A 24,062-nucleotide genomic window follows, 5' to 3' on the forward strand; every position below is an offset into this window, starting at 1 on the left:
TGCTCTCCTTATTGTTTTATTAATAGCTGCCGCCAGGTGTCATCGGCCAGCCTGATAAATTGTTGATCGCCGGTTTGTCGCCAGCGGTACTCAAACCACCCTGCTTTGAGCATCAGCAGCCAGGGAAACCATCGCCTGACCTGACGCCATAATTGCGCCGGATAAATCTTCGCGCGAGTGGCATAGTCATTGACCAATTGCCGGTGCTGTTCAGCATTTTCCACCCACACCGCCGCCAGTTCCAGCGCGATATCACCATCTCCGGCATACTCCCAGTCGATGAGTTTTAACCCTGACGCGCTATGCACTAAATTTCCGGCGTGGACATCCATATGCAATGGACTTAAGCGTAAAGGCCGTGGTTCCCGCGCTTTGCGCAGACGTTTTAACATTCGCAGCCAACCCACTGTCCGCCGCGCCGGATCGCTTTGCTGCCAGTACAGTTCCAGTAACGGCAACAGCGTTATTCGCCAGCCAAAACGTGGTTGTTGATGTAGATAATACAGCAAGCCTGCCAGTTCGTTGGTATCCGGCAAATACGTTTTTACCGCGCCGGGCAGATAGTCGACTACCATCCAGTCACGGAGATATAAATGCGGCTTCGGTGCAATGCTTGCGGGTAGTTGTGATAAAGCCCGATACTGGCGCAAGAACGCGGACTGCGGCGCATCAGGATCGTGCGGCTGACGCACAACAAAACGCTGGCCCTGATGTTCAATGAGAAAACTCCCGCCACTAAGCCCACTATTAAACGTCGTGACGGGATGAAACTGCGGGAAAAAGCGCGACAGCAATTCGTCGCGCATGATGGGATTATTGCTGCGAAACGGCACCTTTACCTGACCAGATAATTTCGCCCGTCTGCACCAGCATCAGCTGCATTTGTAGGGTCGGAGCGTTAACGTTGCCAGAGGCGCTGGAGTACAGCACGTAATGAGCGCCGACATTGCGGGCAATGCCTATGGCTTTACTACGGGTACCTAAACTGTCCTGCGGCGACAAACCTAACTGTTGCTTAGCCATCGACAGCTGCTGGGCGGAAACCAGGGTAAATTTCCCGTTATTAGCCAGCGCATTTCGCAGCGTTTCGGTCGCTTCTGCGGCATTCAGCGAACCGTTAGTACGGTTGTTAACGCTATCAACCAGCAGGACGCTACCCGCAGTCACCCCGTCAGCCCCAAGCATCTTACTGACCATCGGCTGCATTGCGCCATTCCAGTCATAATGGCGAATATGCGGCGCAGGCGGTGCCGTTTGATCTTCGTGCTCAATTGGGCCTGGTTGCTGCGGGATCGTCGGCACCGAGGGCACTGTGGGGACAGGCTGTTGTGGCTCGGCTGGTTGTTCCGGCGCTGGTTTCACTTCTTCTACCGGTGCAGGTTCACGTTGCCCCACACACCCGGCGAGAAACATCGCCAGCGCGGTAATCAAGGCGTAGCGACTCATTTTTGTCATCAAGATTCACCCCTTACAAATATAGATAAAGTCTGACTTTGTGCGCCCCCAGAAAATTGGCGCTGCCGTACAGCGTTACCGCCGAATGTGCGGGAATGGTAACGCTGCGTGGCCTTTCCAGAGGATGCATCTCCAGCCCTCTGGCGTCATACCAGTAAAAACGATAATGAACGGTAATGGGTTCTTGCCTTTCGTTATAAAGCGTTGAGGATGCTGAAGGTTGAATATCAGACGTCGAAAGGACGGGCTTTTCTGCACTGATGCCCGCAGCCAATAAAGATGACTCCATCACCAGCGATTGCTCATCATTCACCGGAATTTCCGGATGTGAACGACAGCCCACCAGCAGTAACAACGCCAGAGACACCAGCCCAAAGCATCCTTTTCTCATCGTTACAGACCTTTATGCGCCAGCATTGGTCCCAGCGGACGGCCACCCAACAAGTGCATATGGATGTGGTAAACCTCTTGTCCGCCATGGCGGTTGGTGTTCATGATCAGACGATAGCCATCTTCGGCAATACCTTCTTGCTCAGCAATTTTTGCCGCTACGGTGATCATGCGTCCCAGCGCCTGCTCATGCTCAGCTGACACGTCGTTCACAGTCGGTATGAGGATATTCGGAATGATCAGAATATGCGTTGGCGCTTGCGGCGAAATATCGCGAAACGCCGTTACCAGATCATCCTGGTAGACGATATCGGAGGGGATCTCACGACGAATAATTTTGCTGAATATAGTTTCTTCTGCCACGACATTTTCCTTTTTCAAATAGCCATGCGTTGCGCCATGCTACGCCGCGCCACACTGCGAGTATAGAGTATGGTCGAGTTAAACCTGCTCTTTCAACCTTAACTCACGATTTCTTAAGCAAAAAATCGTTTTGCTGCCGTATATATCGCCATTATTCCCATTTCTGCCTGCGAATGCGCTGAAAAGACATTCTCTGTTTGGTTTACACGACAAATATGAATGCGTATATTTCTCATTTGCATTTACAAACAAAATTATTCGCACACTAAATATAACCGCTCATCACCCTCCTCCGGCATGAGCCTGACGACAACATAAACCAAGAGATTTCAAATACTTTCAACACAATTTAACAGGGATAATCAATATCAAGCCATCACCAAACCCTCACTACTTGCCGGTTGCATAGCATTGGCACTATTACCTTCTGCCGCTTTTGCTGCACCAGCCACTGAAGAAACGGTGATTGTTGAGGGTTCAGCCACAGCTCCAGATGATGGCGAAAATGATTACAGCGTAACGTCTACCTCTGCGGGTACCAAAATGCAGATGACTCAACGTGATATTCCTCAGTCGGTCACTATTGTTAGCCAGCAGCGGATGGAAGATCAGCAGTTACAAACGCTGGGCGAAGTGATGGAAAACACGCTGGGGATCAGCAAAAGTCAGGCGGATTCCGATCGTGCTCTTTATTATTCCCGCGGATTCCAGATCGATAACTATATGGTTGATGGTATCCCCACCTATTTTGAATCGCGCTGGAATCTGGGCGACGCACTTTCTGATATGGCACTCTTTGAACGCGTAGAAGTAGTGCGTGGCGCGACAGGACTCATGACCGGGACGGGTAATCCATCTGCGGCAATTAATATGGTTCGAAAACACGCGACCAGTCGTGAATTTAAAGGCGATGTCTCGGCGGAATACGGTAGCTGGAACAAAGAACGGTATGTGGCGGATTTACAAAGCCCACTCACCGAAGACGGTAAAATCCGCGCGCGAATTGTCGGCGGCTACCAGAATAACGACTCATGGCTGGACCGCTACAACAGTGAAAAGACCTTCTTCTCGGGCATTGTCGATGCTGATTTAGGCGATCTTACGACGCTTTCAGCCGGTTACGAATATCAGCGCATTGATGTTAATAGCCCTACCTGGGGCGGTTTACCGCGCTGGAATACTGATGGCAGCAGCAACAGTTACGATCGTGCACGCAGTACCGCACCTGACTGGGCGTACAACGATAAAGAGATCAACAAGGTCTTTATGACCCTGAAGCAGCGGTTTGCTGATACCTGGCAAGCGACACTGAATGCCACCCACTCTGAAGTCGAATTTGACAGCAAAATGATGTATGTCGATGCCTATGTAAACAAAGCGGATGGTATGCTGGTTGGGCCATACAGTAATTATGGACCTGGCTTTGATTATGTCGGCGGCACCGGTTGGAACAGTGGCAAACGTAAAGTTGATGCGCTGGATTTGTTCGCTGACGGTATTTATGAATTGTTTGGTCGTCAGCACAATCTAATGTTTGGTGGCAGTTACAGCAAACAAAACAATCGTTACTTCAGTTCATGGGCCAACATCTTCCCGGATGAAATTGGCAGTTTCTACAACTTTAATGGCAATTTCCCACAAACCGACTGGTCACCACAGAGCCTGGCACAGGACGATACCACACATATGAAATCGTTATATGCTGCCACTCGAGTCACCCTTGCCGATCCGCTGCATCTGATCCTCGGCGCACGTTATACCAACTGGCGGGTTGATACGCTGACTTACAGCATGGAGAAAAACCACACCACGCCTTACGCTGGTCTGGTGTTTGACATCAATGACAACTGGTCGACCTACGCCAGCTATACCTCTATTTTCCAGCCGCAAAATGATCGTGACAGTTCAGGCAAATATCTGGCTCCAATCACCGGTAACAACTACGAGCTGGGTCTGAAATCGGACTGGATGAATAGCCGTCTGACCACCACATTAGCCATCTTCCGTATTGAGCAGGATAATGTCGCTCAGTCCACCGGTACACCTATCCCCGGCAGCAACGGCGAAACCGCCTATAAAGCGGTGGATGGGACAGTCAGTAAAGGGGTGGAATTTGAACTCAACGGCGCAATTACCGACAACTGGCAGCTGACATTTGGCGCAACGCGCTATATTGCAGAGGATAACGAAGGAAACGCCGTTAATCCTAATCTGCCACGCACCACGGTTAAAATGTTCACCAGCTATCGGTTGCCTGTCATGCCAGAGTTGACAGTCGGCGGTGGTGTTAACTGGCAAAATCGCGTGTATACCGACACCGTGACACCGTATGGCACCTTCCGCGCCGAGCAAGGTAGCTACGCGCTGGTGGATCTCTTCACCCGCTACCAGGTGACGAAAAACTTCTCGTTACAGGGGAACGTCAATAACCTGTTCGACAAAACCTACGATACCAACGTGGAAGGTTCTATCGTCTACGGCGCACCGCGTAATTTCAGCATTACCGGCACGTATCAATTCTGAATAACACCTGTAAAAAAGGCAGCCATCTGGCTGCCTTAGTCTCCCCAACGTCTTACGGATTAGTGGTTACGGATGTACTCATCCATCTCGGTTTTCAGGTTATCGGATTTAGTACCGAAAATCGCCTGAACACCAGAACCAGCAACCACTACGCCCGCTGCGCCCAGTTTCTTCAGGCCGGCCTGATCCACTTTAGACACATCAGCAACGCTGACGCGCAGACGGGTAATACATGCGTCGAGGTTAGTAATGTTTTCTTTACCACCAAATGCAGCAACCAGAGCCGGTGCCATTTCGCTGGTACCTGTCGCTTTTGCATCTTCAGTCGCGTCTTCACGACCCGGCGTTTTCAGATCCAGTGCTTTAATCAGCACGCGGAAGATGGTGTAGTAAACAATCGCATAACCGATACCGACGATCGGGAACAGCCACAGTTTGCTGCTGTTACCAGACAGAACGATGAAGTCGATCAGACCGTGCGAGAACGACGTACCGTCACGCATCCCCAGAAGAATACAGATTGGGAATGCCAGGCCTGCCAGAATCGCGTGGATGATGTACAGGATCGGCGCAACGAACATGAAGGAGAACTCGATCGGCTCGGTGATACCGGTCAGGAACGAGGTCAGCGCCGCGGAAATCATAATACCGCCCACTTTCGCGCGGTTTTCTGGTTTAGCAGAGTGCCAGATAGCAATTGCGGCAGCTGGCAGACCGTACATTTTGAACAGGAAGCCACCAGACAGTTTACCCGCAGTCGGGTCACCCGCCATATAACGCGGAATGTCGCCGTGGAAAACCTGACCTGCTGCGTTGGTGTATTCACCAATCTGCATCTGGAAAGGTACGTTCCAGATGTGGTGCAGACCAAACGGTACCAGGCAACGTTCGATGAAACCGTAAATGCCAAACGCAACTACCGGGTTCTGGTAAGCAGCCCACTGAGAGAAGGTCTGGATTGCAGAACCAATCGGCGGCCAAATGAAGGACAGCACAACGCCAGTAAAGATGGCAGCCAGGCCAGAAATGATCGGCACAAAGCGTTTACCGGCAAAGAAGCCAAGATACTCAGGCAGCTTAATACGGTAGAAACGGTTAAACATGTACGCTGCGATCGCACCGGAGATAATCCCTCCGAGTACGCCAGTATCCGCCAGGTGTTTAGAGGCGATTTCTTCAGCAGGTAAATGCAGTACCAGTGGCGCAACCACGGCCATGGTTTTAACCATGATGCCATAGGCAACAACTGCGGCCAGCGCGGATACGCCATCGTTATTGGTAAAGCCGAGGGCGACACCGATCGCAAAAATCAGTGGCATGTTTGCAAAGACGGAACCGCCTGCTTCTGCCATAACATGCGATACAACGGCGGGCAGCCAGCTGAAATTCGCGGAACCGACGCCCAGCAGAATACCTGCGATAGGCAGTACGGATACCGGCAGCATCAGCGATTTACCGACCTTTTGCAGGTTAGCAAATGCATTCTTAAACATAATTGAGAGTGCTCCTGAGTATGGGTGCTTTTTTTACGTTCTCACGCGTGGCAAGGGGGAGAGCCTCGCCGTGTACAGGGCATCTAAGCGCCCTTTATTTATTACACAGAGTAAAATAATTCAGTGCCAATTTGTTTGACGGCTATCACGTTTCAACTTCAGATCATTGGAGAAGTTGCACATTTTGACAAAACATATGTCACAATATTTCAAACGCGGTTATTCACCGCCCAATTTTCGGCGGTGAACTTTACTCGTTTTAGCCATTAATTACGAGCTTTAAAAAAACTCATTCAACGGATGGATTGAAGGCGGGAAGCGTCGATGTGAAACAGACGGGCGAAGTTATCGGTGGTTACCTGCGCCAGTTCTTCAACGGCAACACCTTTCAACACAGCCATGTATTCTGCAACGTCACGAACCATCGCAGGTTGATTCTCTTTTCCTCGATGCGGTACCGGCGCAAGGTAAGGTGAGTCAGTTTCCACCAGTAACCGATCCAGGGGGACATAACGCGCAGCATCGCGCAGTTGCTCCGCATTACGGAAGGTCACAATGCCGGAAAAGGAGATGTAAAATCCGAGATCCAGTAATTTACCCGCCGTTTCTCTGTCCTCTGTAAAACAGTGTAGTACGCCACCGCAATCCGTCACTTTTTCTTCGCGCAGAATTGCCAGCGTATCGGCACGGGCGTCACGGGTATGGACGATAACCGGCTTGTTCAGTTCACGACCAATCTGGATATGATGGATGAAGGACTCTTGCTGACGTACTTTAGTTTCCGGCGTGTAATAATAATCCAGCCCGGTTTCACCCAGCGCTACAACACCCTCTTCTGCCGCCAGACGGCGTAAATCTTCTACATCGTAGGGATCATTCTGGTTGAGTGGATGCACGCCACAAGAAAATACGACGTTGTCACGTTCGCCTACCAGATCCCGCATATGTAAATAACCCGGTAATGTTGTGGCGACTGCCAGACAAAATTTCACATCGCGTGCGGCGGCTTTCGCCAGAACGTCATCCACGTCCTTATGCAAAGATTCATAATCCAGACCATCGAGATGGCAGTGTGAGTCGACTAAAAACATGATGTCTCTCTTAAAGATGAGGAACCGGTAGCACAACGCCCGGTTGCAGGTAATGCTCAATACGCAGTAAAAGATCGGTGATGAGAAGCTCGCGGTTGATGCCTGTAACAGACATTAACTGTTCACGAATGTGGCAAACATCCCCCAGTATAGCCTGCAGGCGCGAGGGAGAAAGATGGTTTGCCAGTTCGGCGACCAGGCCCGGCACATCAACATTGGTCACCTGCGCAGCACCATGATGGCGTTTTAGCGCATCCATCAGCAACGTTGCCAGCCAGTGTAAACGCGCCGGAGCTTGTTCATGATTAAGGGCCGCTAGCAGCGAATACCAGTCGCCCGATGGCACGCTATATGCCAACGCCTGACACAATGTTTCACGAGCCTGCCAGTTATCTCCCTGAAACAACGCCAGTGCCGCGCCAGGCGAACCGGCGCTTAAGCGCAATGCGGCAAGTAATGCATCCTGTGACATTGTCACTTCGCGTGAAAGCCAGGTCACGGCGTACTGTTCCGGCGGCGGCGCAAGGTAATGTAACCGACAACGACTACGTAATGTTGCCAGTAAACGTTCAGGCTCGCGGGTAGCCAGGAAAAACCAGGTTTCTGCTGGTGGCTCTTCAAGCGTTTTCAGCAATGCGTTAGCCGCGGCGTCGGTTAGTAAGGCAGCATCGGTTACCCAAACGACTTTCGCACCACCTAAGCGTGCGTGCTCATTCAGCTTTTCGGTGACCTCACGTACCGCATCAACGCCCAGCGTATTTTTTCCTTTTTCGGGAGCCAGGGTGTAGTAATCGGGATGCGTGCCAGCCTGCATCAACTGACATCCACGACAGTGACCGCAACTTTTGTGGCCCTGCGGTTGTTGGCAGAGTAAATAACGGCTCAGGGCGTAGATTAAAGCATCATCGCCCATGCCCGGTAACGCCTGAATGAGTAGCGCATGGTGACCTCTTCCGGCCTGATAGCTGGCTACCAGTTTTTCGAAATCAGGTCGTAACCATGGATACCATCTCATGCGTCCAACTCCTTCACCCAGTGGGTCACGGTAGTGCGGATTGCATCCATCACGGCCTCCAGCGGCTGGGTGGCATCAATGGTATGAATGCTTTTATCTTGTGCTGCCAGTTCCAGATAGCGGGCGCGGGTGCGATTAAAGAAATCGAAAGATTCTTGCTCAATACGATCCAGCTCGCCGCGCGCACGCGCGCGTTTTAAGCCAACTTCCGGGGTAACATCGAGATAGAGCGTTAAGTCGGGGCGAAAATCCCCGAGAACAGCATCACGCAGTGTTGCCAGCATATGTTGGTCAATACCACGTCCGCCGCCCTGATACGCCTGAGTGGAGAGATCGTGGCGATCGCCAATCACCCAGGTGCCGTTAGCCAGAGCTGGTTTGATGACCGTTTCTACCAGTTGAACGCGCGCGGCATAAAACATCAGAACTTCGGCTTTATCGGTAATGACTTCATCGCCTACCGATTTGATATCCAGCACCAGGCTTCTTAACTTTTCGGCAAGTTGCGTACCGCCAGGTTCCCGAGTGAAAACCATGTCGCGGATACCCAGTTGCTCGAGCGTCTCAACCACCACATTACGCGCGGTAGTTTTGCCTGCGCCTTCCAGCCCCTCAATGACGATATACTTACTGCGCATTTTTTTCCTTAAGCACTTTCAGATAATCCTGCACAGACTTGTTATGACTGGCAAGATTGGTATTAAACGTGTGACCACCTTTACCATCGGCCACAAAATAGAGATACGGCGTTTTTGCCGGATGCGCAGCAGCCTTCAGCGAATCCGCCCCCGGCGTCGCTATCGCACCTGGCGGCAGACCGGTAATGGTATAGGTGTTATACGCTGTCGGCGTTTCCAGGTCTGCACGAGAAAGTTTGCCATTATAACGCTCTCCCATCCCGTAAATCACGGTCGGGTCGGTCTGCAGGCGCATACCAATGCGTAAACGGTTGATAAATACTGAGGCAACCTTATCGCGTTCACTGGCAACGGCGGTTTCTTTTTCGATAATTGATGCCATCGTCACCAACTGGTTTTTATCTTTATAAGGCAGACCGTCCGCACGCCCTTCCCAGGCGCTATCGACCGCTTTCACCATTTTCTTGTGCGCTCGCTTGAGTAACGCGACATCGGTGGTATTGGCGGTATACATCCAGGTGTCTGGCCAGAACCAACCTTCAATCCACTCCGGGTTTTCCAGTTCAAGTGCCTGCGCTACGGTGGCGTACTTATCATCGCTCAGCGTATGCTTGATATACGGGGCCTCACGCAATTGCTTGAGGTAATCGCTCAGACGCATCCCTTCTACCAGTCGCAGAGGGAACTGTGCTTCTTTACCGCTTTCCAGCAATTTCAGCATCTCGCGCACGGTCATCTGCGGTGTAAAGCGGTAAGTCCCGGCTTTAAAGTGAGAAAGATCCGGTTCGATACGCAGCAGCCATTGAAAAACCCGTGGACGATTGATGATCTTATCGGCATAAAGCTGTTCACCGAGCGCCAGACGTCCGGTCCCTGGCTTCAGGGTAAATATCGTCTCTTCTTTGATAAGCAATTTGCTGTCGGCAAGATGGCGAACCTTCCAGACGCCCACACCAGCGGCGATACCCAGTACCACCAGCAATAACAAGATTATCAATAACACTTTTTTCATGACTAATTCGGGCGCTCACAAAGTGGGGCTAAATATTCATATAACGTTGCTGACGAAAAGGAGACATCGCCACAGGCACATACGGGCATCACTGGCATTAACGCATTACAAATAACCATCTCATCTGCCTGCAACGACTCTTCCAGAGAGGCTTGCACTTCGACAAGCTGATAAGAGGATTGTGCCAGCAAACGGATACAGAATTGTCGCATAATGCCGTTAACACCTGCCTGATCCAGTCGCGGCGTATAAACTACGTTGCCCTTCCGCCAGAACAAATTAGCCGCACAGCATTCCGTAACCCACCCTTCGCTGTCAAGGACCAGCGCCTCATCAGCGTTTGTCTGCTCAAGATGAGAGCGAATCAATACTTGCTCAAGACGATTGAGATGTTTAATACCTGCAAGATGAGGATTGCGCCCCAGCCGCACCGGGCTTAGCGCCAACGTAATCCCCTCGTTACGCAAACGGTCGTAATGTGCAGGATAAGCCGTAACGGAGAGAATCCGCGTTGCCGGTCCGCTGTTCAATGTGCTGTACCCTCGCCCGCCACTACCGCGACTGATCACGACTTTCAGCACACCATTTTGCTGTTCTGCTGCCAGCGTTTTCATCTCTTGTTCAAGCTGAGGCCAGAAGTCACAGGAAATCATCAACCGCTGACAAGCATCCTGTAGTCGCTGGATATGCGCCGATAACAAACTGACTTTACCGTCGATAACTCTGGCGGTGGTAAAACAACCATCACCAAACTGCGTTGCCCGATCGCTTACTGCCAGCGATTCCTGCTTATGACCGTTAATTAAGAACATACCGGCTCCTTATCAGAGAATTGTTAGTGTGGCAGCATGTTCACTACGGAACAAGTCGGAATAAAAGCTAAGAAAAAAGGCCCGCAAGCGGACCTTTTATAAGGGTGGAAAATGACAACTTAGATCTTTTTAAAGATCAAAGAACCATTAGTGCCACCGAAGCCGAAGGAGTTACACAGAGTGTATTCCATTCCGCTAACCTGACGCGCTTCGTGCGGTACGAAATCCAGATCGCAACCTTCATCCGGGTTATCCAGGTTGATGGTTGGCGGAACAGCCTGATCGCGCAGCGCCAGGATGGAGTAGATAGATTCTACTGCACCCGCCGCACCTAACAGGTGACCGGTCATAGATTTCGTGGAGCTTACCAACACACGGCTTGCAGCTTCACCGAAGATGGTTTTCACCGCCTGCGCTTCAGCTTTATCGCCAGCCGGCGTAGAAGTACCGTGCGCGTTAACGTAGCCAATCTGACTCGCTTCAATGCCTGCATCACGCAGAGCATTTGCCATCGCCAGAGCTGCGCCTGCGCCATTTTCTGGCGGTGACGTCATATGATAAGCATCGCTGCTCATACCAAAGCCGACGAGTTCAGCGTAAATTTTCGCACCGCGTTTTTTCGCGTGTTCGTACTCTTCAAGTACCAGCATACCGGCACCATCGCCCAGTACGAAACCATCACGCTCTTTATCCCACGGGCGGCTCGCCGCTTGCGGGTTATCATTGCGGGTAGATAATGCACGTGCCGCGCCAAAACCACCAACGCCCAGCGGCGTACTGGCTTTCTCTGCGCCACCTGCAACCATCACGTCAGCATCGCCATACGCGATAATACGCGCAGCATGGCCAATGTTGTGCACGCCGGAAGTACAGGCAGTCGCGATAGAGATGCTCGGGCCACGCAGGCCATACATGATAGTCAGATGACCTGCCACCATGTTCACAATCGTTGACGGAACGAAGAATGGGCTGATCTTACGTGGACCACCGTTCATCAGAGATGTGTGGTTTTCTTCGATCAGTCCGAGGCCGCCAATCCCGGAGCCAATTGCGGCACCAATGCGGGTTGCGTTCTCTTCCGTTATTTCAAGGCCAGAATCCTGCATGGCCTGAACGCCAGCGACAATTCCATATTGAATGAAGGCATCCATCTTGCGCTGTTCTTTGCGCGAGATAATGTCCTCACAGTTAAAATCCTTTACTAAGCCAGCAAATTTCGTTGCATAGGCGCTAGTATCGAAATGGTCGATTAGGCTGATGCCACTCTGACCGGCAAGCAGAGCTTTCCAGGTAGTCTCTACGGTATTGCCGACAGGAGACAACATGCCCAGTCCGGTCACAACTACACGACGCTTAGACACGTTTGTCCTCCAGGGAGGGAAAAAATGATTCTAGTGGGACAAAAAGATAAAACTCAGGCGGTCGAACGACCGCCTGGAGATGTTCACTTACGCCTGGTGGCCGTTGATGTAATCAATGGCAGCCTGAACGGTGGTGATTTTCTCAGCTTCTTCGTCCGGAATCTCAGTATCAAACTCTTCTTCCAGAGCCATTACCAGCTCAACGGTGTCAAGAGAATCCGCGCCCAGGTCTTCAACGAAAGAAGCATTGTTGGTAACTTCTTCCTGCTTAACGCCCAGCTGTTCGCCGATAATTTTCTTAACGCGTTCTTCGATAGTGCTCATACTCTTAAATTTCCTATCAAAACTCGCTTTCGCGATGGTTTTCGTAGTGTATAAAATGTTGAAAAATTTGCAACTAAATCCCGGCAGGTCTTACCACGATTTTACGTTATTTTGAGGCCTTACCCCCCAATAACGCAAATCATTTTGCACTAATTATTACTCATAACCACGCAGACTGCGCGCAACATGAGCATTTTGTGCAAATCGCGGTCAGACCATGTACATCCCGCCGTTCACATGCAAAGTTTCACCCGTGATGTAAGCTGCTTCGTCGGATGCCAGGAATGCAACCGCGTTGGCGATTTCCTGTGCGCCGCCGAGGCGACCCGCAGGAACCTGCGCCAGGATACCCGCACGCTGGTCATCGCTCAGCGCACGTGTCATGTCCGTTTCAATAAAGCCCGGAGCAACAACGTTTACAGTAATACCGCGTGACGCAACTTCGCGCGCCAGTGATTTACTGAAGCCGATCAAGCCCGCTTTCGCCGCAGCGTAGTTGGCCTGACCGCCATTTCCCATGGTACCAACCACAGAACCGATAGTGATAATACGACCATGACGCTTTTTCATCATAGCGCGCATTACCGCTTTTGACAGACGGAAAACAGATGAAAGGTTGGTTTCGATAATATCGTTCCACTCTTCATCTTTCATTCGCATTAACAGGTTATCACGAGTGATACCGGCATTATTGACCAGGATATCCACTTCACCAAATTCTGCGCGAATTTTTTCCAGAACAGATTCGATAGATGCCGGGTCGGTCACATTCAACATCAGACCTTTGCCGTTGGCACCTAAATAATCACTGATCGCCTGAGCGCCATTTTCACTGGTCGCAGTGCCAATAACTTTCGCGCCACGGGCTGCGAGCGTTTCAGCAATTGCGCGGCCAATTCCGCGGCTTGCACCGGTTACCAGTGCGATTTTTCCTTCAAAATTCATGATTTTCCTCTTTTAAAGCTCGAGCGCCGCTGCCATCGCTGAAGGTTCGTTCAGCGCCGAGGCGGTCAGGGTGTCGACAATGCGTTTCGTCAGGCCAGTAAGCACTTTGCCCGGGCCGACTTCATAGAGATGTTCTACGCCTTGCGCTGCCATGTACTCAACAGACTTCGTCCACTGAACCGGGTTATACAACTGACGTACCAGTGCGTCACGGATGGCATCACCATTGGTTTCGCATTTCACATCAACGTTATTCACAACAGGAACTGTTGGTGCGTTAAAGGTGATTTTCGCTAATTCTACTGCCAGTTTGTCGGCTGCTGGTTTCATCAGCGCACAGTGAGACGGTACGCTCACTGGTAACGGCAGCGCGCGTTTTGCGCCCGCCGCTTTACAGGCAGCGCCAGCACGCTCAACCGCTTCTTTATGACCGGCAATAACCACCTGTCCCGGAGAGTTAAAGTTTACCGGAGAAACGACCTGACCTTCTGCAGCTTCTTCACACGCTTTCGCAATAGACGCATCATCCAGACCGATGATTGCCGCCATAGCGCCCGTGCCTTCCGGTACGGCTTCTTGCATGAACTTGCCGCGCATCTCAACCAGACGCACCGCATCAGCGAAATCAATCACACCAGCGCAAACCAGCGCGGAGTATTCCCCCAGGCTGTGACCGGCCATCATTGCCGGTGCTTTACCGCCCTGCTGCTGCCATACGCGATACAGCGCAACAGATGCAGTCAACAGCGCAGGCTGAGTTTGCCAGGTTTTATTCAGTTCTTCAGCTGGCCCCTGCTGGGTCAGCGCCCACAGGTCGTAGCCCAGCGCCGCAGAAGCTTCAGCAAACGTTTCTTCGACAATTGGATAGCTCGCCGCCATATCAGCCAGCATTCCAACGGTTTGAGAACCCTGTCCAGGGAACACAAATGCAAATTGCGTCATGTTTTAATCCTTATCCTAGAAACGAACCAGCGCGGAGCCCCAGGTGAATCCACCGCCAAAGGCTTCAAGCAGAACCAACTGCCCCGGCTTAATGCGCCCGTCGCGTACAGCTTCATCCAGCGCGCACGGGACAGAGGCCGCAGAGGTATTACCGTGGCGATCCAGCGTCACCACGACATTGTCCATCGACATACCGAGTTTTTTCGCCGTTGCACTGATAATACGCAGGTTAGCCTGATGCGGAACCAGCCAGTCCAGTTGAGAACGGTCAAGATTATTTGCCGCCAGCGTCTCATCAACGATGTGCGCCAGTTCCGTTACCGCAACCTTGAAGACTTCGTTGCCCGCCATCGTCAGATGAATTGAATTCTCTGGATTCACACGGTCAGCATTAGGCAGCGTCAGCAACTCACCATAGCTACCGTCGGCATGCAGATGGGTGGAGATGATTCCCGGCTCTTCAGAGGCAGCCAGCACCGCAGCGCCCGCGCCATCGCCAAAAATAATAATAGTCCCACGATCGGTTGGATCGCAGGTGCGCGCCAGTACATCGGAACCGACGACCAGAGCATACTTCACCGCCCCAGATTTCACGTATTGATCGGCTACGCTTAATGCATAGGTGAAACCTGCGCAGGCTGCTGCAACGTCAAATGCCGGGCAACCTTTAATGCCCAGCATGCTTTGAATCTGACAAGCTGCGCTCGGGAAAGCGTGCGTAGCAGAAGTCGTTGCCACAACGATCAGGCCAATCTGGTCTTTCTCAATGCCCGCCATCTCAATTGCGCGTGTCGCCGCTTCAAAGCCCATGGTTGAAACGGTTTCGTTTTGCGCGGCAATGTGGCGTTCGCGGATACCGGTACGAGTGACAATCCACTCGTCAGAGGTGTCCACCATTTTTTCCAAATCGGCGTTTGTCCGCACTTGTTCGGGCAGATAGCTGCCAGTACCAATAATCTTCGTATACATGTACGCTCAGTCACTTTTCGGTTATATACCGTCACTTGCAAACTGCGAGTTCGCTGGCAGCGTCCTGCTACCGCAGAGTTCCGCTTTTGCCACCGTCCAGCAGCTCAAAACCAGCTGGGTATACAGATTCCAGGCGAGCGGCAATTCGCTGAGGAACTTGTCGCTGCACCGCCTGCACTGCCTGTTCAATCGCGACCGCAAAAGCTCGCTGATTGGCTGCACCATGACTTTTTATCACCGTGCCGCGCAATCCTAACAGACAGGCGCCGTTATACTGGTCGGGGTTGAGGTGACTGAATCGCCTCGTCAGGCTCTTTTGTAGCCAACGCTTTAATAACAGTAGCCACCACGACCGTTTTTTCCCTTCACCCTGAGATTTCAGCAGAGAAAGGAACATCCTGACAACACCTTCCATCGTCTTTAATGTGACATTTCCTGTAAAGCCGTCACAAACCAGCACATCTGTCTTGCCAGTTAACAACTCATTGGCTTCAAGATAGCCGATATAATTGATAGAAGGGATTGTTTTAAGCACCGCTGAGGCATCCCGAATACTGTCGAGACCCTTTACTTCTTCTTCACCAATATTGAGCAACGCCACGCGAGGATTGGGAATTTCCACCACCTCTTCAGCCAGAACTGAGCCCATAATGGCAAATTGCACCAACATTGTACTGTCACAATCGACGTTGGCCCCTAAGTCAAGGACCACCGTTTTGCCCTTTTGCTGATGTGGTAATACCGTCACCAGCGCCGGACGCTCAATCCCCTCCAGGGGCTTGAGTAATAATTTTGCCAGCCCCATCAGTGCCCCGGTATTACCGGCACTGACACAGGCTTGCGCTCGACCTTCTTTCACCAGCTCCAGGGCCACGCGCATTGAACTCCCACGACTGGCGCGGATAGCTTGCGAAGGCCGGGCATCACTGGCGATAACTGACTGCGCAGGAATAATCTGCAGACGCGAACGTTGTTCAAAGTCAGCTTTAGCAAGTAATGGCGTGATGGCGTCGGGATTGCCGACTAAAAGAAGAGTGAGTTGCGAATTAGAATTCAGTGCCTGCAATGCTGCAGGCACTGTCACGGAAGGGCCAAAATCCCCTCCCATGACATCTAACGCCAGGGTTAGACGTGTCAAGGTATCGTCGCCGCCCGGTTTGGTCTTTCCCCAGTTGCCTGGGGAAAATCCTCACTAAGCTTCATCACGCAGACGCGTGATTACTTAGCGATGACCTTGCGGCCGCGGTAGTAACCGTCGGCAGTGATGTGGTGACGCAGGTGTTTTTCACCAGAAGTTTTGTCTACAGACAGGCTGGTGACTGCGGTCAGCGCGTCATGGGAACGACGCATGCCACGTTTGGAACGGGTTGGTTTATTCTGTTGTACGGCCATGGACCTTACTCCTCAATTACGGTTTATCCCCGATCCAACGGGGAGCACCAATTACTTACGCTTTAAGCTGGCTAATACGGCAAATGGGTTTGGCTTTTGCGCTTCTTCAGGCAGTTCACCAAAGACCATGTCCGCTTCGGACACTTCACAGTGTTCAGAATCATGCACCGGAACTACCGGCAAGGCGAGGATGATTTCATCTTCAACCATTGCAAGCAGATCGATTTCACCGAATTCGTTAACCTCAATCGGTTCATACGCTTCCGGCAGTGCTTCAGCCTGTTCGTCTGAACGCACAGGACTAAAACAATACGTTGTGTAGACCTGATGAGTAAACGGCTTCCCGCAACGCTGACACTCGAGCGTTACCGTCACCTTCGCATCGCCGTTTAACACTGCGAGACGTTGGTTATCGATAGCGAACGACATGGAGCATTCCACATCACTGTCCACACTGACTACGGATTCGGCGACGCGCTCAACCTGATCAGGGGTATAGATACCCTGGTAATCAAGGCGTTTTTGAGCCGTACGAACCGGATCGAGAGTCAGGGGTAATTTTACCTTTTGCATAGGGCGCGCATATTAACTTTGTAACGTCATAGAGTCAAAGAAAAAGGCAGCCTGTGGTTGCCTTTTGCCAATAATTCGCACACATTGCGGGTTACTGCTTTATTTTCGTTCAGTGCTGATAACAAACATCAACCTGCAAAACGAAGCGCATAGTTTAAAATGGCTATCATCAATACGCTATATCTGATGGAAAAAAATATGCCTAAACTTATTTTAGCCTCCACCTCGCCATGGCGTCGCGCTCTTCTGGAAAAACTGCAAATCTCTTTTGAATGTGCAGCACCAGAGGTCGACGAAACCCCACGCAGCGACGAATCACCGCGACAATTGGTGCTTCGACTGGCACAAGAAAAAGCGCAATCTCTGGCGTCACGTTATCCGGATCATTTAATTATTGGTTCAGACCAGGTATGTGTTCTTGATGGCGAAATCACCGGTAAACCGTTAACGGAAGAAAATGCCCGTCTGCAATTACGCAAAGCCAGCGGCAATATCGTCACCTTCTATACTGGACTGGCGTTGTTTAATTCGGCGAATGGGCATCTGCAAACAGAAGTGGAGCCTTTTGACGTCCATTTCCGTCACCTGAGCGAGGCGGAGATTGATAATTACGTGCGTAAAGAGCATCCCCTGCACTGCGCGGGTAGCTTTAAGAGTGAAGGATTTGGCATTACGCTGTTTGAGCGTTTAGAGGGGCGTGATCCTAACACGCTGGTTGGTTTACCGCTAATCGCGCTGTGTCAGATGTTACGTCGGGAAGGGAAAAACCCGCTGATGGGATAGTTGTTTGCGCCGGATGTGGTTACGTCGCATCCGGCAATCGGTGCTGGCGGCCTGATGCGGCGTAAACGCCTTATCAGGCCAACCGCCCATTATCAGGTTTATATGCTTGTATTAGCGCGCGTTACGCAGCTTTTGCAAACAACGCTTCAAACCTTCATCCATCGGAGCTTCGATACGCATCACCTCACCGGTCCCCGGATGAGTAAACTTCAACGCTGCAGCGTGCAGGAACAGGCGATTTAATCCCGTGCCTGCTTCAGTGAGCTGCCTGTCAAATTCACGGTCACCGTAGCGATCGTCAAAGGCAATCGGATGACCCGCATATTGTGTATGCACACGGATCTGGTGAGTACGCCCTGTTACCGGGCTACAACGCACCAGGGTGGCAAATGCATAGCGTTCTTCCACTTTAAAGCGTGTTTCCGACGGTTTGCCTTCCTGACTCACACGCACGATACGTTCGCCGCTTTGCAGAATATTTTTCAGTAACGGTGCTTGAACGCTCTTCACATGCGACTGCCACTGACCGCGCACCAGCGCCAGGTAATCTTTTTGCATCCCTTTTTCACGTAATTGCTCATGCAGAGAACGCAACGCCGAGCGTTTTTTCGCTACCAGCAAAACACCTGAGGTGTCCCGGTCAAGACGATGAACCAGTTCAAGGAACCGCGCTTCCGGGCGCAACGCCCGCAAACCTTCAATAACGCCGAAGCTTAAACCACTGCCGCCATGTACCGCCGTACCGGAAGGTTTATTCAGCACCAGGATGTGATCATCTTCATATAAGATGACGTCCGCCAGCGCCGCCACCTTTTGCAGATGTGGCGAAACCGCCTCTTCTTCCCGCTCAGCAACGCGAACCGGTGGAATACGCACCTCATCACCCGCTTCGAGTTTATATTCAGGCTTAATACGTTTTTTGTTCACCCGCACTTCGCCTTTACGCAAAATACGGTAAATCATACTTTTTGGTACGCCTTTCAATTGGGTACGCAAAAAGTTATCGATACGTTGCCCCGCTTCGTCAGCGGTGATAGCAACAATTTTTACGGATGGAGTCTCTGTTTTCATGGTTGGCGATTCTAATTAGCCAACAGGATTCGCGCCACTCATTTTTCTATGCTTATATTTACTTTTGCACCTTATTACTTCACTGCGTGATCACTTTATTGATGGTTATTAAACCAATCACCAGCAAGAAGTGAAAAAACTGTGAGTAAGCGGGTGATAAATGGTAAAAGTCATCTTGCTATAACAAGGCTTGCAGTGGAATAATGAGGCCGTTTCCGTGTCCATCCTTGTTAAAACAAGAAATTTTACGGAATAACCCATTTTGCCCGACCGATCATCCACGCAGCAATGGCGTAAGACGTATTGATCTTTCAGGCAGTTAGCGGGCTGCGGGTTGCAGTCCTTACCGGTAGATGGAAATATTTCTGGAGAGTAATACCCAGTCTGTTTCTTTGATAATTGCGCTGTTTTTCCGCATGAAAAACGGGCAACCGACACTCTGCGCCTCTTTGAGCTGACGATAACCGTGAGGTTGGCGACGCGACTAGACACGAGGCCATCGGTTCACACCCGGAAAGGCGTTACTTTGCCCGCAGCTTAGTCGTCAATGTAAGAATAATGAGTAAGTTACGATGAAAAGAATGTTAATCAACGCAACTCAGCAGGAAGAGTTGCGCGTTGCCCTTGTAGATGGGCAGCGTCTGTATGACCTGGATATCGAAAGTCCAGGGCACGAGCAGAAAAAGGCAAACATCTACAAAGGTAAAATCACCCGCATTGAACCGAGTCTGGAAGCTGCTTTTGTTGATTACGGCGCTGAACGTCACGGTTTCCTCCCACTAAAAGAAATTGCCCGCGAATATTTCCCTGCTAACTACAGTGCTCATGGTCGTCCCAACATTAAAGATGTGTTGCGTGAAGGTCAGGAAGTCATTGTTCAGATCGATAAAGAAGAGCGCGGCAACAAAGGCGCGGCATTAACCACCTTTATCAGTCTGGCGGGTAGCTATCTGGTTCTGATGCCGAACAACCCGCGCGCGGGTGGCATTTCTCGCCGTATCGAAGGCGACGACCGTACCGAATTAAAAGAAGCACTGGCAAGCCTTGAACTGCCGGAAGGCATGGGGCTTATCGTGCGCACCGCTGGCGTCGGCAAATCTGCTGAGGCGCTGCAATGGGATTTAAGCTTCCGTCTGAAACACTGGGAAGCCATCAAAAAAGCCGCTGAAAGCCGCCCGGCCCCGTTCCTGATTCATCAGGAGAGCAACGTAATCGTTCGCGCATTCCGCGATTACTTACGTCAGGACATCGGCGAAATCCTTATCGATAACCCGAAAGTGCTCGAACTGGCACGTCAGCATATCGCTGCATTAGGTCGCCCGGATTTCAGCAGCAAAATCAAACTGTACACCGGCGAGATCCCGCTGTTCAGCCACTACCAGATCGAGTCACAGATCGAGTCCGCCTTCCAGCGTGAAGTTCGTCTGCCGTCTGGTGGTTCCATTGTTATCGACAGCACCGAAGCGTTAACGGCCATCGACATCAACTCCGCACGCGCGACCCGCGGCGGCGATATCGAAGAAACCGCGTTTAACACTAACCTCGAAGCTGCCGATGAGATTGCTCGTCAGCTGCGCCTGCGTGACCTCGGCGGCCTGATTGTTATCGACTTCATCGACATGACGCCAGTACGCCACCAGCGTGCGGTAGAAAACCGTCTGCGTGAAGCGGTGCGTCAGGACCGTGCGCGTATTCAAATCAGCCATATTTCTCGCTTTGGCCTGCTGGAAATGTCCCGTCAGCGCCTGAGCCCATCACTGGGTGAATCCAGCCATCACGTCTGCCCGCGCTGCTCCGGTACCGGTACCGTGCGTGACAACGAATCGCTGTCGCTCTCTATTCTGCGTCTGATCGAAGAAGAAGCGCTGAAAGAGAACACCCAGGAAGTTCACGCCATTGTTCCTGTGCCAATCGCTTCTTATCTGCTGAATGAAAAACGTTCTGCGGTGAATGCCATTGAAACGCGTCAGGACGGTGTTCGCTGCGTGATTGTGCCAAACGATCAGATGGAAACCCCGCACTACCACGTGCTGCGCGTGCGTAAAGGGGAAGAAACGCCGACCTTAAGCTACATGCTGCCGAAGCTGCATGAAGAAGCGATGGCGCTGCCGTCTGAAGAAGAGTTCGCTGAACGTAAGCGTCCGGAACAACCTGCGCTGGCAACCTTTGCCATGCCGGATGTGCCGCCAGCGCCAACCCCAGCTGAACCTGCCGCGCCTGTCGTAGCCCCAGCACCTAAATCTGCACCGGCAACACCAGCCGCTCCTGCCCAACCTGGGCTGTTGAGCCGCTTCTTCGGCGCACTGAAAGCGCTGTTCAGCGGTGGTGAAGAAACCAAACCGTCCGAGCAACCAACACCGAAAGCAGAAGCGAAACCGGAACGTCAACAGGATCGTCGCAAGCCTCGTCAGAACAACCGCCGTGACCGTAATGAGCGCCGCGACACCCGTAGTGAACGTACTGAAGGCAGCGATAATCGCGAAGAAAACCGTCGTAATCGTCGCCAGGCACAGCAGCAGACTGCCGAGACGCGTGAGAGCCGTCAGCAGGCTGAGGTAACGGAAAAAGCGCGTACCACCGACGAGCAGCAAGCGCCGCGTCGTGAACGTAGCCGCCGCCGTAATGATGATAAACGTCAGGCGCAACAAGAAGCGAAGGCGCTGAATGTTGAAGAGCAATCTGTTCAGGAAACCGAACAGGAAGAACGTGTACGTCCGGTTCAGCCGCGTCGTAAACAGCGTCAGCTCAATCAGAAAGTGCGTTACGAGCAAAGCGTAGCCGAAGAAGCGGTAGTCGCACCGGTGGTTGAAGAAACTGTCGCTGCCGAACCAATTGTTCAGGAAGCGCCAGCTCCACGCACAGAACTGGTGAAAGTCCCGCTGCCAGTCGTAGCGCAAACTGCACCAGAACAGCAAGAAGAGAACAATGCTGATAACCGTGACAACGGTGGCATGCCGCGTCGTTCTCGCCGCTCGCCTCGTCACCTGCGCGTAAGTGGTCAGCGTCGTCGTCGCTATCGTGACGAGCGTTATCCAACCCAGTCGCCAATGCCGTTGACCGTAGCGTGCGCGTCTCCGGAACTGGCCTCTGGCAAAGTCTGGATCCGCTATCCAATTGTACGTCCGCAAGATGTACAGGTTGAAGAGCAGCGCGAACAGGAAGAAGTACATGTGCAGCCGATGGTGACTGAGGTCCCTGTCGCCGCCGCTATCGAACCGGTTGTTAGCGCGCCAGTTGTTGAAGAAGTGGCCGGTGTCGTAGAAGCCCCCGTTCAGGTTGCCGAACCGCAACCGGAAGTGGTTGAAACGACGCATCCTGAAGTGATTGCTGCCGCGGTAACTGAACAGCCGCAGGTGATTACCGAGTCTGATGTTGCCGTAGCCCAGGAAGTTGCAGAACAAGCAGAACCGGTGGTTGAACCGCAGGAAGAGACGGCAGATATTGAAGAAGTTGTCGAAACTGCTGAGGTTGTAGTTGCTGAACCTGAAGTTGTTGCTCAACCTGCCGCGCCAGTAGTCGCTGAAGTCGCAGCAGAAGTTGAAACGGTAGCTGCGGTCGAACCTGAGGTCACCGTTGAGCATAACCACGCTACCGCGCCAATGACGCGCGCTCCAGCACCGGAATATGTTCCGGAGGCACCGCGTCACAGTGACTGGCAGCGCCCTACTTTTGCCTTCGAAGGTAAAGGTGCCGCAGGTGGTCATACGGCAACACATCATGCCTCTGCCGCTCCTGCGCGTCCGCAACCTGTTGAGTAATAATTAGCTCAAAGTAATCAAGCCCTGGTAACTGCCAGGGCTTTTTTATTTCATCTTTGAATCAACATATTAAAATTCATCGAATGGCATCCTTGCTAACCAACAATGCAAAATAGGCAAAAAAATGCCCGCCCCAGCGATCCCAGAGCAGGCAGACAAAACATACCCAGTTTCATGATATATTTTAAAGCGAAATTATTTGTTGAGCTGGAAGAGCGACAATCCCTGCATATCGGTAAATGCTTTATACGATGCCTGCAATGCCGTTTGCTGCATGATGTAAGATGAAATAGTTGCATTCCAATCCACATCAACCAGATCGCTCATCTGCTGCGTTTGCCCTAAAGCGCGATCGCTACCTAATGAATCCAGCGACTCCAGTTCGTTCAGCTGCGTGCCTAATTCCGCGCGAACAGTCAGCACATTGTTCAGCGAGTTTTTCAGTCCGCGGTTGGTTTTATCTAACGCCGCAGCGGCGGTTTCTTTATCCGCTTCGCTATCCGCGACCGGCGTTTTCAGGGCTGCGATGGCACTATCCAGCATGGCAAAAAGATTGGTTTCAGAAGCGCTACCGTCTGGTTCCGCTACCGCGTTGCTGGTAATACTGTCGAAAATTTTGTCACCCGTGTGCCCTATCACCATCGAACGCGAAGCATCGACCTGTTGCTTAATACTTTCTGTTCCGCCGACATAATCACCGTTAGCCTCACTAAACGGCGCAGTTTCTGTTTTATAACCGGCAAAAATGTAACGCCCGTTACCGTCAGTGGTGTTCGCCAGATTCAGCAACTGGTCACGAAGCCCCTGAATATCCGTAGCCAGCGAGGCCCGGTCATCGTCACTCAAGGTGCCATTGCTGGCGTAGACAATTTTTTCCTGAGCATTCTGGATAGCAGTGGTGACCTGGCTAAGTACACTCTCTTCCAGTGACACTTTTTGAGTGGCGAAAGTACGTGCCAGCGTGTACTGGCTGTTTTGCGCCTGTGCCTGGGAGAGAACTACGGCTTGTGATGCTGCAATGGGATCGTCAGAAGGGTTAACGACTCGCTTACCTGTCGACATCTGCTCGCCGTACTTCATCCATTCTGCCTGAGAATTGGTGATGCCACGCATGTTTTGCTGGTACATCATCTGGGTACTGAAACGCATCTT

The 24,062-nt window shown here is 51.7% G+C and carries 23 protein-coding genes; 3 read left to right on the forward strand and 20 right to left on the reverse strand.

Annotated features, from left to right (window positions below; translation table 11 throughout):
• Positions 1-8: 8 nt before the first annotated feature.
• From thiK to hinT, 4 genes are read right to left on the reverse strand one after another with little or no spacing between them, the layout of a single operon-like run.
• Positions 9-833: a thiamine kinase gene (gene thiK, locus AB4H76_RS13795; protein ID WP_001116549.1), complete on the reverse strand. Its 825-nt coding sequence runs from the start codon at positions 831-833 to the stop codon at positions 9-11.
• Entirely contained in the window at positions 814-1,455 is a 642-nt protein-coding gene (gene lpoB, locus AB4H76_RS13800) for a penicillin-binding protein activator LpoB (RefSeq protein WP_000164439.1), read from the reverse strand. The genes thiK and lpoB overlap by 20 nt, the downstream gene beginning before the upstream one ends.
• 13 nt (positions 1,456-1,468) lie before the next feature.
• Positions 1,469-1,846 (reverse strand): YcfL family protein, encoded by a 378-nt coding sequence (locus tag AB4H76_RS13805; protein ID WP_001225276.1) that lies wholly within the window; start codon positions 1,844-1,846, stop codon positions 1,469-1,471.
• Positions 1,847-1,848: 2 nt separating this feature from the next.
• The gene (gene hinT / locus AB4H76_RS13810; RefSeq protein WP_000807125.1) at positions 1,849-2,208 is read right to left on the reverse strand and encodes a purine nucleoside phosphoramidase; all 360 of its coding nucleotides are present in this window, start codon (positions 2,206-2,208) and stop codon (positions 1,849-1,851) included.
• 333 nt (positions 2,209-2,541) lie between these two features.
• Between hinT and fhuE the strand changes: the two genes are divergently transcribed.
• Entirely contained in the window at positions 2,542-4,731 is a 2,190-nt protein-coding gene (fhuE, locus tag AB4H76_RS13815; RefSeq protein WP_000953449.1) for a ferric-rhodotorulic acid/ferric-coprogen receptor FhuE, read from the forward strand.
• A gap of 59 nt (positions 4,732-4,790) precedes the next feature.
• Here fhuE and ptsG read toward each other — a convergent pair whose 3' ends face one another.
• The 14 genes from ptsG to yceD form a co-directional block, all read right to left on the reverse strand.
• Positions 4,791-6,224, reverse strand: a complete 1,434-nt coding sequence (ptsG, locus tag AB4H76_RS13820) for a PTS glucose transporter subunit IIBC (RefSeq protein WP_000475719.1) — start codon at positions 6,222-6,224, stop codon at positions 4,791-4,793.
• Positions 6,225-6,517: 293 nt separating this feature from the next.
• A complete protein-coding gene (locus tag AB4H76_RS13825) occupies positions 6,518-7,315 on the reverse strand; it encodes a metal-dependent hydrolase (RefSeq protein ID WP_000480245.1) in 798 nt (265 codons plus the stop codon).
• A 10-nt stretch (positions 7,316-7,325) separates the two neighbouring features.
• Positions 7,326-8,330, reverse strand: a complete 1,005-nt coding sequence (holB, locus tag AB4H76_RS13830; RefSeq protein WP_001267956.1) for a DNA polymerase III subunit delta' — start codon at positions 8,328-8,330, stop codon at positions 7,326-7,328.
• Positions 8,327-8,968 carry a dTMP kinase gene (gene tmk, locus AB4H76_RS13835; protein WP_001257000.1) on the reverse strand — a complete coding sequence of 214 codons (642 nt, stop codon included), beginning with the start codon at positions 8,966-8,968 and terminating at the stop codon, positions 8,327-8,329. Before tmk ends, holB begins: the two co-directional genes overlap by 4 nt.
• On the reverse strand, positions 8,958-9,980 hold the full coding sequence (yceG, locus tag AB4H76_RS13840) for a cell division protein YceG (protein ID WP_000756827.1): 1,023 nt from the start codon (positions 9,978-9,980) through the stop codon (positions 8,958-8,960). The genes tmk and yceG overlap by 11 nt, the downstream gene beginning before the upstream one ends.
• Positions 9,981-9,982: 2 nt before the next feature.
• Positions 9,983-10,792 carry an aminodeoxychorismate lyase gene (gene pabC / locus AB4H76_RS13845; RefSeq protein WP_000478681.1) on the reverse strand — a complete coding sequence of 270 codons (810 nt, stop codon included), beginning with the start codon at positions 10,790-10,792 and terminating at the stop codon, positions 9,983-9,985.
• Positions 10,793-10,911: 119 nt separating this feature from the next.
• Positions 10,912-12,153: a beta-ketoacyl-ACP synthase II gene (fabF, locus tag AB4H76_RS13850; RefSeq protein WP_064670244.1), complete on the reverse strand. Its 1,242-nt coding sequence runs from the start codon at positions 12,151-12,153 to the stop codon at positions 10,912-10,914.
• An 87-nt stretch (positions 12,154-12,240) separates the two neighbouring features.
• Entirely contained in the window at positions 12,241-12,477 is a 237-nt protein-coding gene (gene acpP / locus AB4H76_RS13855; protein WP_000103754.1) for an acyl carrier protein, read from the reverse strand.
• A 210-nt stretch (positions 12,478-12,687) separates the two neighbouring features.
• Positions 12,688-13,422, reverse strand: a complete 735-nt coding sequence (fabG, locus tag AB4H76_RS13860; RefSeq protein ID WP_001008535.1) for a 3-oxoacyl-ACP reductase FabG — start codon at positions 13,420-13,422, stop codon at positions 12,688-12,690.
• A 12-nt stretch (positions 13,423-13,434) separates the two neighbouring features.
• The gene (gene fabD / locus AB4H76_RS13865; protein WP_000191372.1) at positions 13,435-14,364 is read right to left on the reverse strand and encodes an ACP S-malonyltransferase; all 930 of its coding nucleotides are present in this window, start codon (positions 14,362-14,364) and stop codon (positions 13,435-13,437) included.
• A gap of 15 nt (positions 14,365-14,379) precedes the next feature.
• Positions 14,380-15,333: a beta-ketoacyl-ACP synthase III gene (gene fabH, locus AB4H76_RS13870; RefSeq protein ID WP_000288146.1), complete on the reverse strand. Its 954-nt coding sequence runs from the start codon at positions 15,331-15,333 to the stop codon at positions 14,380-14,382.
• 67 nt (positions 15,334-15,400) lie between these two features.
• Complete coding sequence (plsX, locus tag AB4H76_RS13875) at positions 15,401-16,471, reverse strand: phosphate acyltransferase PlsX (protein WP_000197578.1); 1,071 nt, start codon at positions 16,469-16,471, stop codon at positions 15,401-15,403.
• Positions 16,472-16,551: 80 nt separating this feature from the next.
• Positions 16,552-16,725 carry a 50S ribosomal protein L32 gene (gene rpmF / locus AB4H76_RS13880; RefSeq protein WP_000290727.1) on the reverse strand — a complete coding sequence of 58 codons (174 nt, stop codon included), beginning with the start codon at positions 16,723-16,725 and terminating at the stop codon, positions 16,552-16,554.
• A 51-nt stretch (positions 16,726-16,776) separates the two neighbouring features.
• On the reverse strand, positions 16,777-17,298 hold the full coding sequence (gene yceD, locus AB4H76_RS13885; RefSeq protein WP_001174481.1) for a 23S rRNA accumulation protein YceD: 522 nt from the start codon (positions 17,296-17,298) through the stop codon (positions 16,777-16,779).
• 198 nt (positions 17,299-17,496) lie between these two features.
• Between yceD and yceF the strand changes: the two genes are divergently transcribed.
• Positions 17,497-18,081 (forward strand): 7-methyl-GTP pyrophosphatase, encoded by a 585-nt coding sequence (gene yceF / locus AB4H76_RS13890; RefSeq protein WP_001125202.1) that lies wholly within the window; start codon positions 17,497-17,499, stop codon positions 18,079-18,081.
• Positions 18,082-18,192: 111 nt separating this feature from the next.
• Here the strand turns inward: yceF and rluC are convergent, their stop codons facing one another.
• Positions 18,193-19,152: a 23S rRNA pseudouridine(955/2504/2580) synthase RluC gene (rluC, locus tag AB4H76_RS13895; protein WP_000846343.1), complete on the reverse strand. Its 960-nt coding sequence runs from the start codon at positions 19,150-19,152 to the stop codon at positions 18,193-18,195.
• Between the two features lie 572 nt (positions 19,153-19,724).
• Here rluC and rne point away from each other — a divergent pair.
• Entirely contained in the window at positions 19,725-22,910 is a 3,186-nt protein-coding gene (gene rne, locus AB4H76_RS13900; RefSeq protein WP_000827409.1) for a ribonuclease E, read from the forward strand.
• Positions 22,911-23,105: 195 nt separating this feature from the next.
• Here the strand turns inward: rne and flgL are convergent, their stop codons facing one another.
• Complete coding sequence (gene flgL, locus AB4H76_RS13905) at positions 23,106-24,059, reverse strand: flagellar hook-associated protein FlgL (RefSeq protein ID WP_001212776.1); 954 nt, start codon at positions 24,057-24,059, stop codon at positions 23,106-23,108.
• Between the last annotated feature and the right edge of the window lie 3 nt (positions 24,060-24,062).

This window comes from Escherichia sp. UTM R2, from assembly GCF_048593455.1.
GTDB classification, from domain to species: domain Bacteria; phylum Pseudomonadota; class Gammaproteobacteria; order Enterobacterales; family Enterobacteriaceae; genus Escherichia; species Escherichia coli.

Excerpts from the sequence above, each read along its gene's own strand:
- yceG (WP_000756827.1), bottom strand. The coding sequence starts at position 9,980 with ATGAAAAAAGTGTTATTGATAATCTTGTTATTGCTGGTGGTACTGGGT.
- rpmF (WP_000290727.1), bottom strand. The coding sequence starts at position 16,725 with ATGGCCGTACAACAGAATAAACCAACCCGTTCCAAACGTGGCATGCGT.
- lpoB (WP_000164439.1), bottom strand. The coding sequence starts at position 1,455 with ATGACAAAAATGAGTCGCTACGCCTTGATTACCGCGCTGGCGATGTTT.
- rluC (WP_000846343.1), bottom strand. The coding sequence starts at position 19,152 with ATGAAAACAGAGACTCCATCCGTAAAAATTGTTGCTATCACCGCTGAC.
- tmk (WP_001257000.1), bottom strand. The coding sequence starts at position 8,968 with ATGCGCAGTAAGTATATCGTCATTGAGGGGCTGGAAGGCGCAGGCAAA.
- AB4H76_RS13825 (WP_000480245.1), bottom strand. The coding sequence starts at position 7,315 with ATGTTTTTAGTCGACTCACACTGCCATCTCGATGGTCTGGATTATGAA.
- fabG (WP_001008535.1), bottom strand. The coding sequence starts at position 13,422 with ATGAATTTTGAAGGAAAAATCGCACTGGTAACCGGTGCAAGCCGCGGA.
- holB (WP_001267956.1), bottom strand. The coding sequence starts at position 8,330 with ATGAGATGGTATCCATGGTTACGACCTGATTTCGAAAAACTGGTAGCC.
- fabD (WP_000191372.1), bottom strand. The coding sequence starts at position 14,364 with ATGACGCAATTTGCATTTGTGTTCCCTGGACAGGGTTCTCAAACCGTT.
- fabH (WP_000288146.1), bottom strand. The coding sequence starts at position 15,333 with ATGTATACGAAGATTATTGGTACTGGCAGCTATCTGCCCGAACAAGTG.
- rne (WP_000827409.1), top strand. The coding sequence starts at position 19,725 with ATGAAAAGAATGTTAATCAACGCAACTCAGCAGGAAGAGTTGCGCGTT.
- flgL (WP_001212776.1), bottom strand. The coding sequence starts at position 24,059 with ATGCGTTTCAGTACCCAGATGATGTACCAGCAAAACATGCGTGGCATC.
- pabC (WP_000478681.1), bottom strand. The coding sequence starts at position 10,792 with ATGTTCTTAATTAACGGTCATAAGCAGGAATCGCTGGCAGTAAGCGAT.
- acpP (WP_000103754.1), bottom strand. The coding sequence starts at position 12,477 with ATGAGCACTATCGAAGAACGCGTTAAGAAAATTATCGGCGAACAGCTG.
- AB4H76_RS13805 (WP_001225276.1), bottom strand. The coding sequence starts at position 1,846 with ATGAGAAAAGGATGCTTTGGGCTGGTGTCTCTGGCGTTGTTACTGCTG.
- yceD (WP_001174481.1), bottom strand. The coding sequence starts at position 17,298 with ATGCAAAAGGTAAAATTACCCCTGACTCTCGATCCGGTTCGTACGGCT.
- yceF (WP_001125202.1), top strand. The coding sequence starts at position 17,497 with ATGCCTAAACTTATTTTAGCCTCCACCTCGCCATGGCGTCGCGCTCTT.
- ptsG (WP_000475719.1), bottom strand. The coding sequence starts at position 6,224 with ATGTTTAAGAATGCATTTGCTAACCTGCAAAAGGTCGGTAAATCGCTG.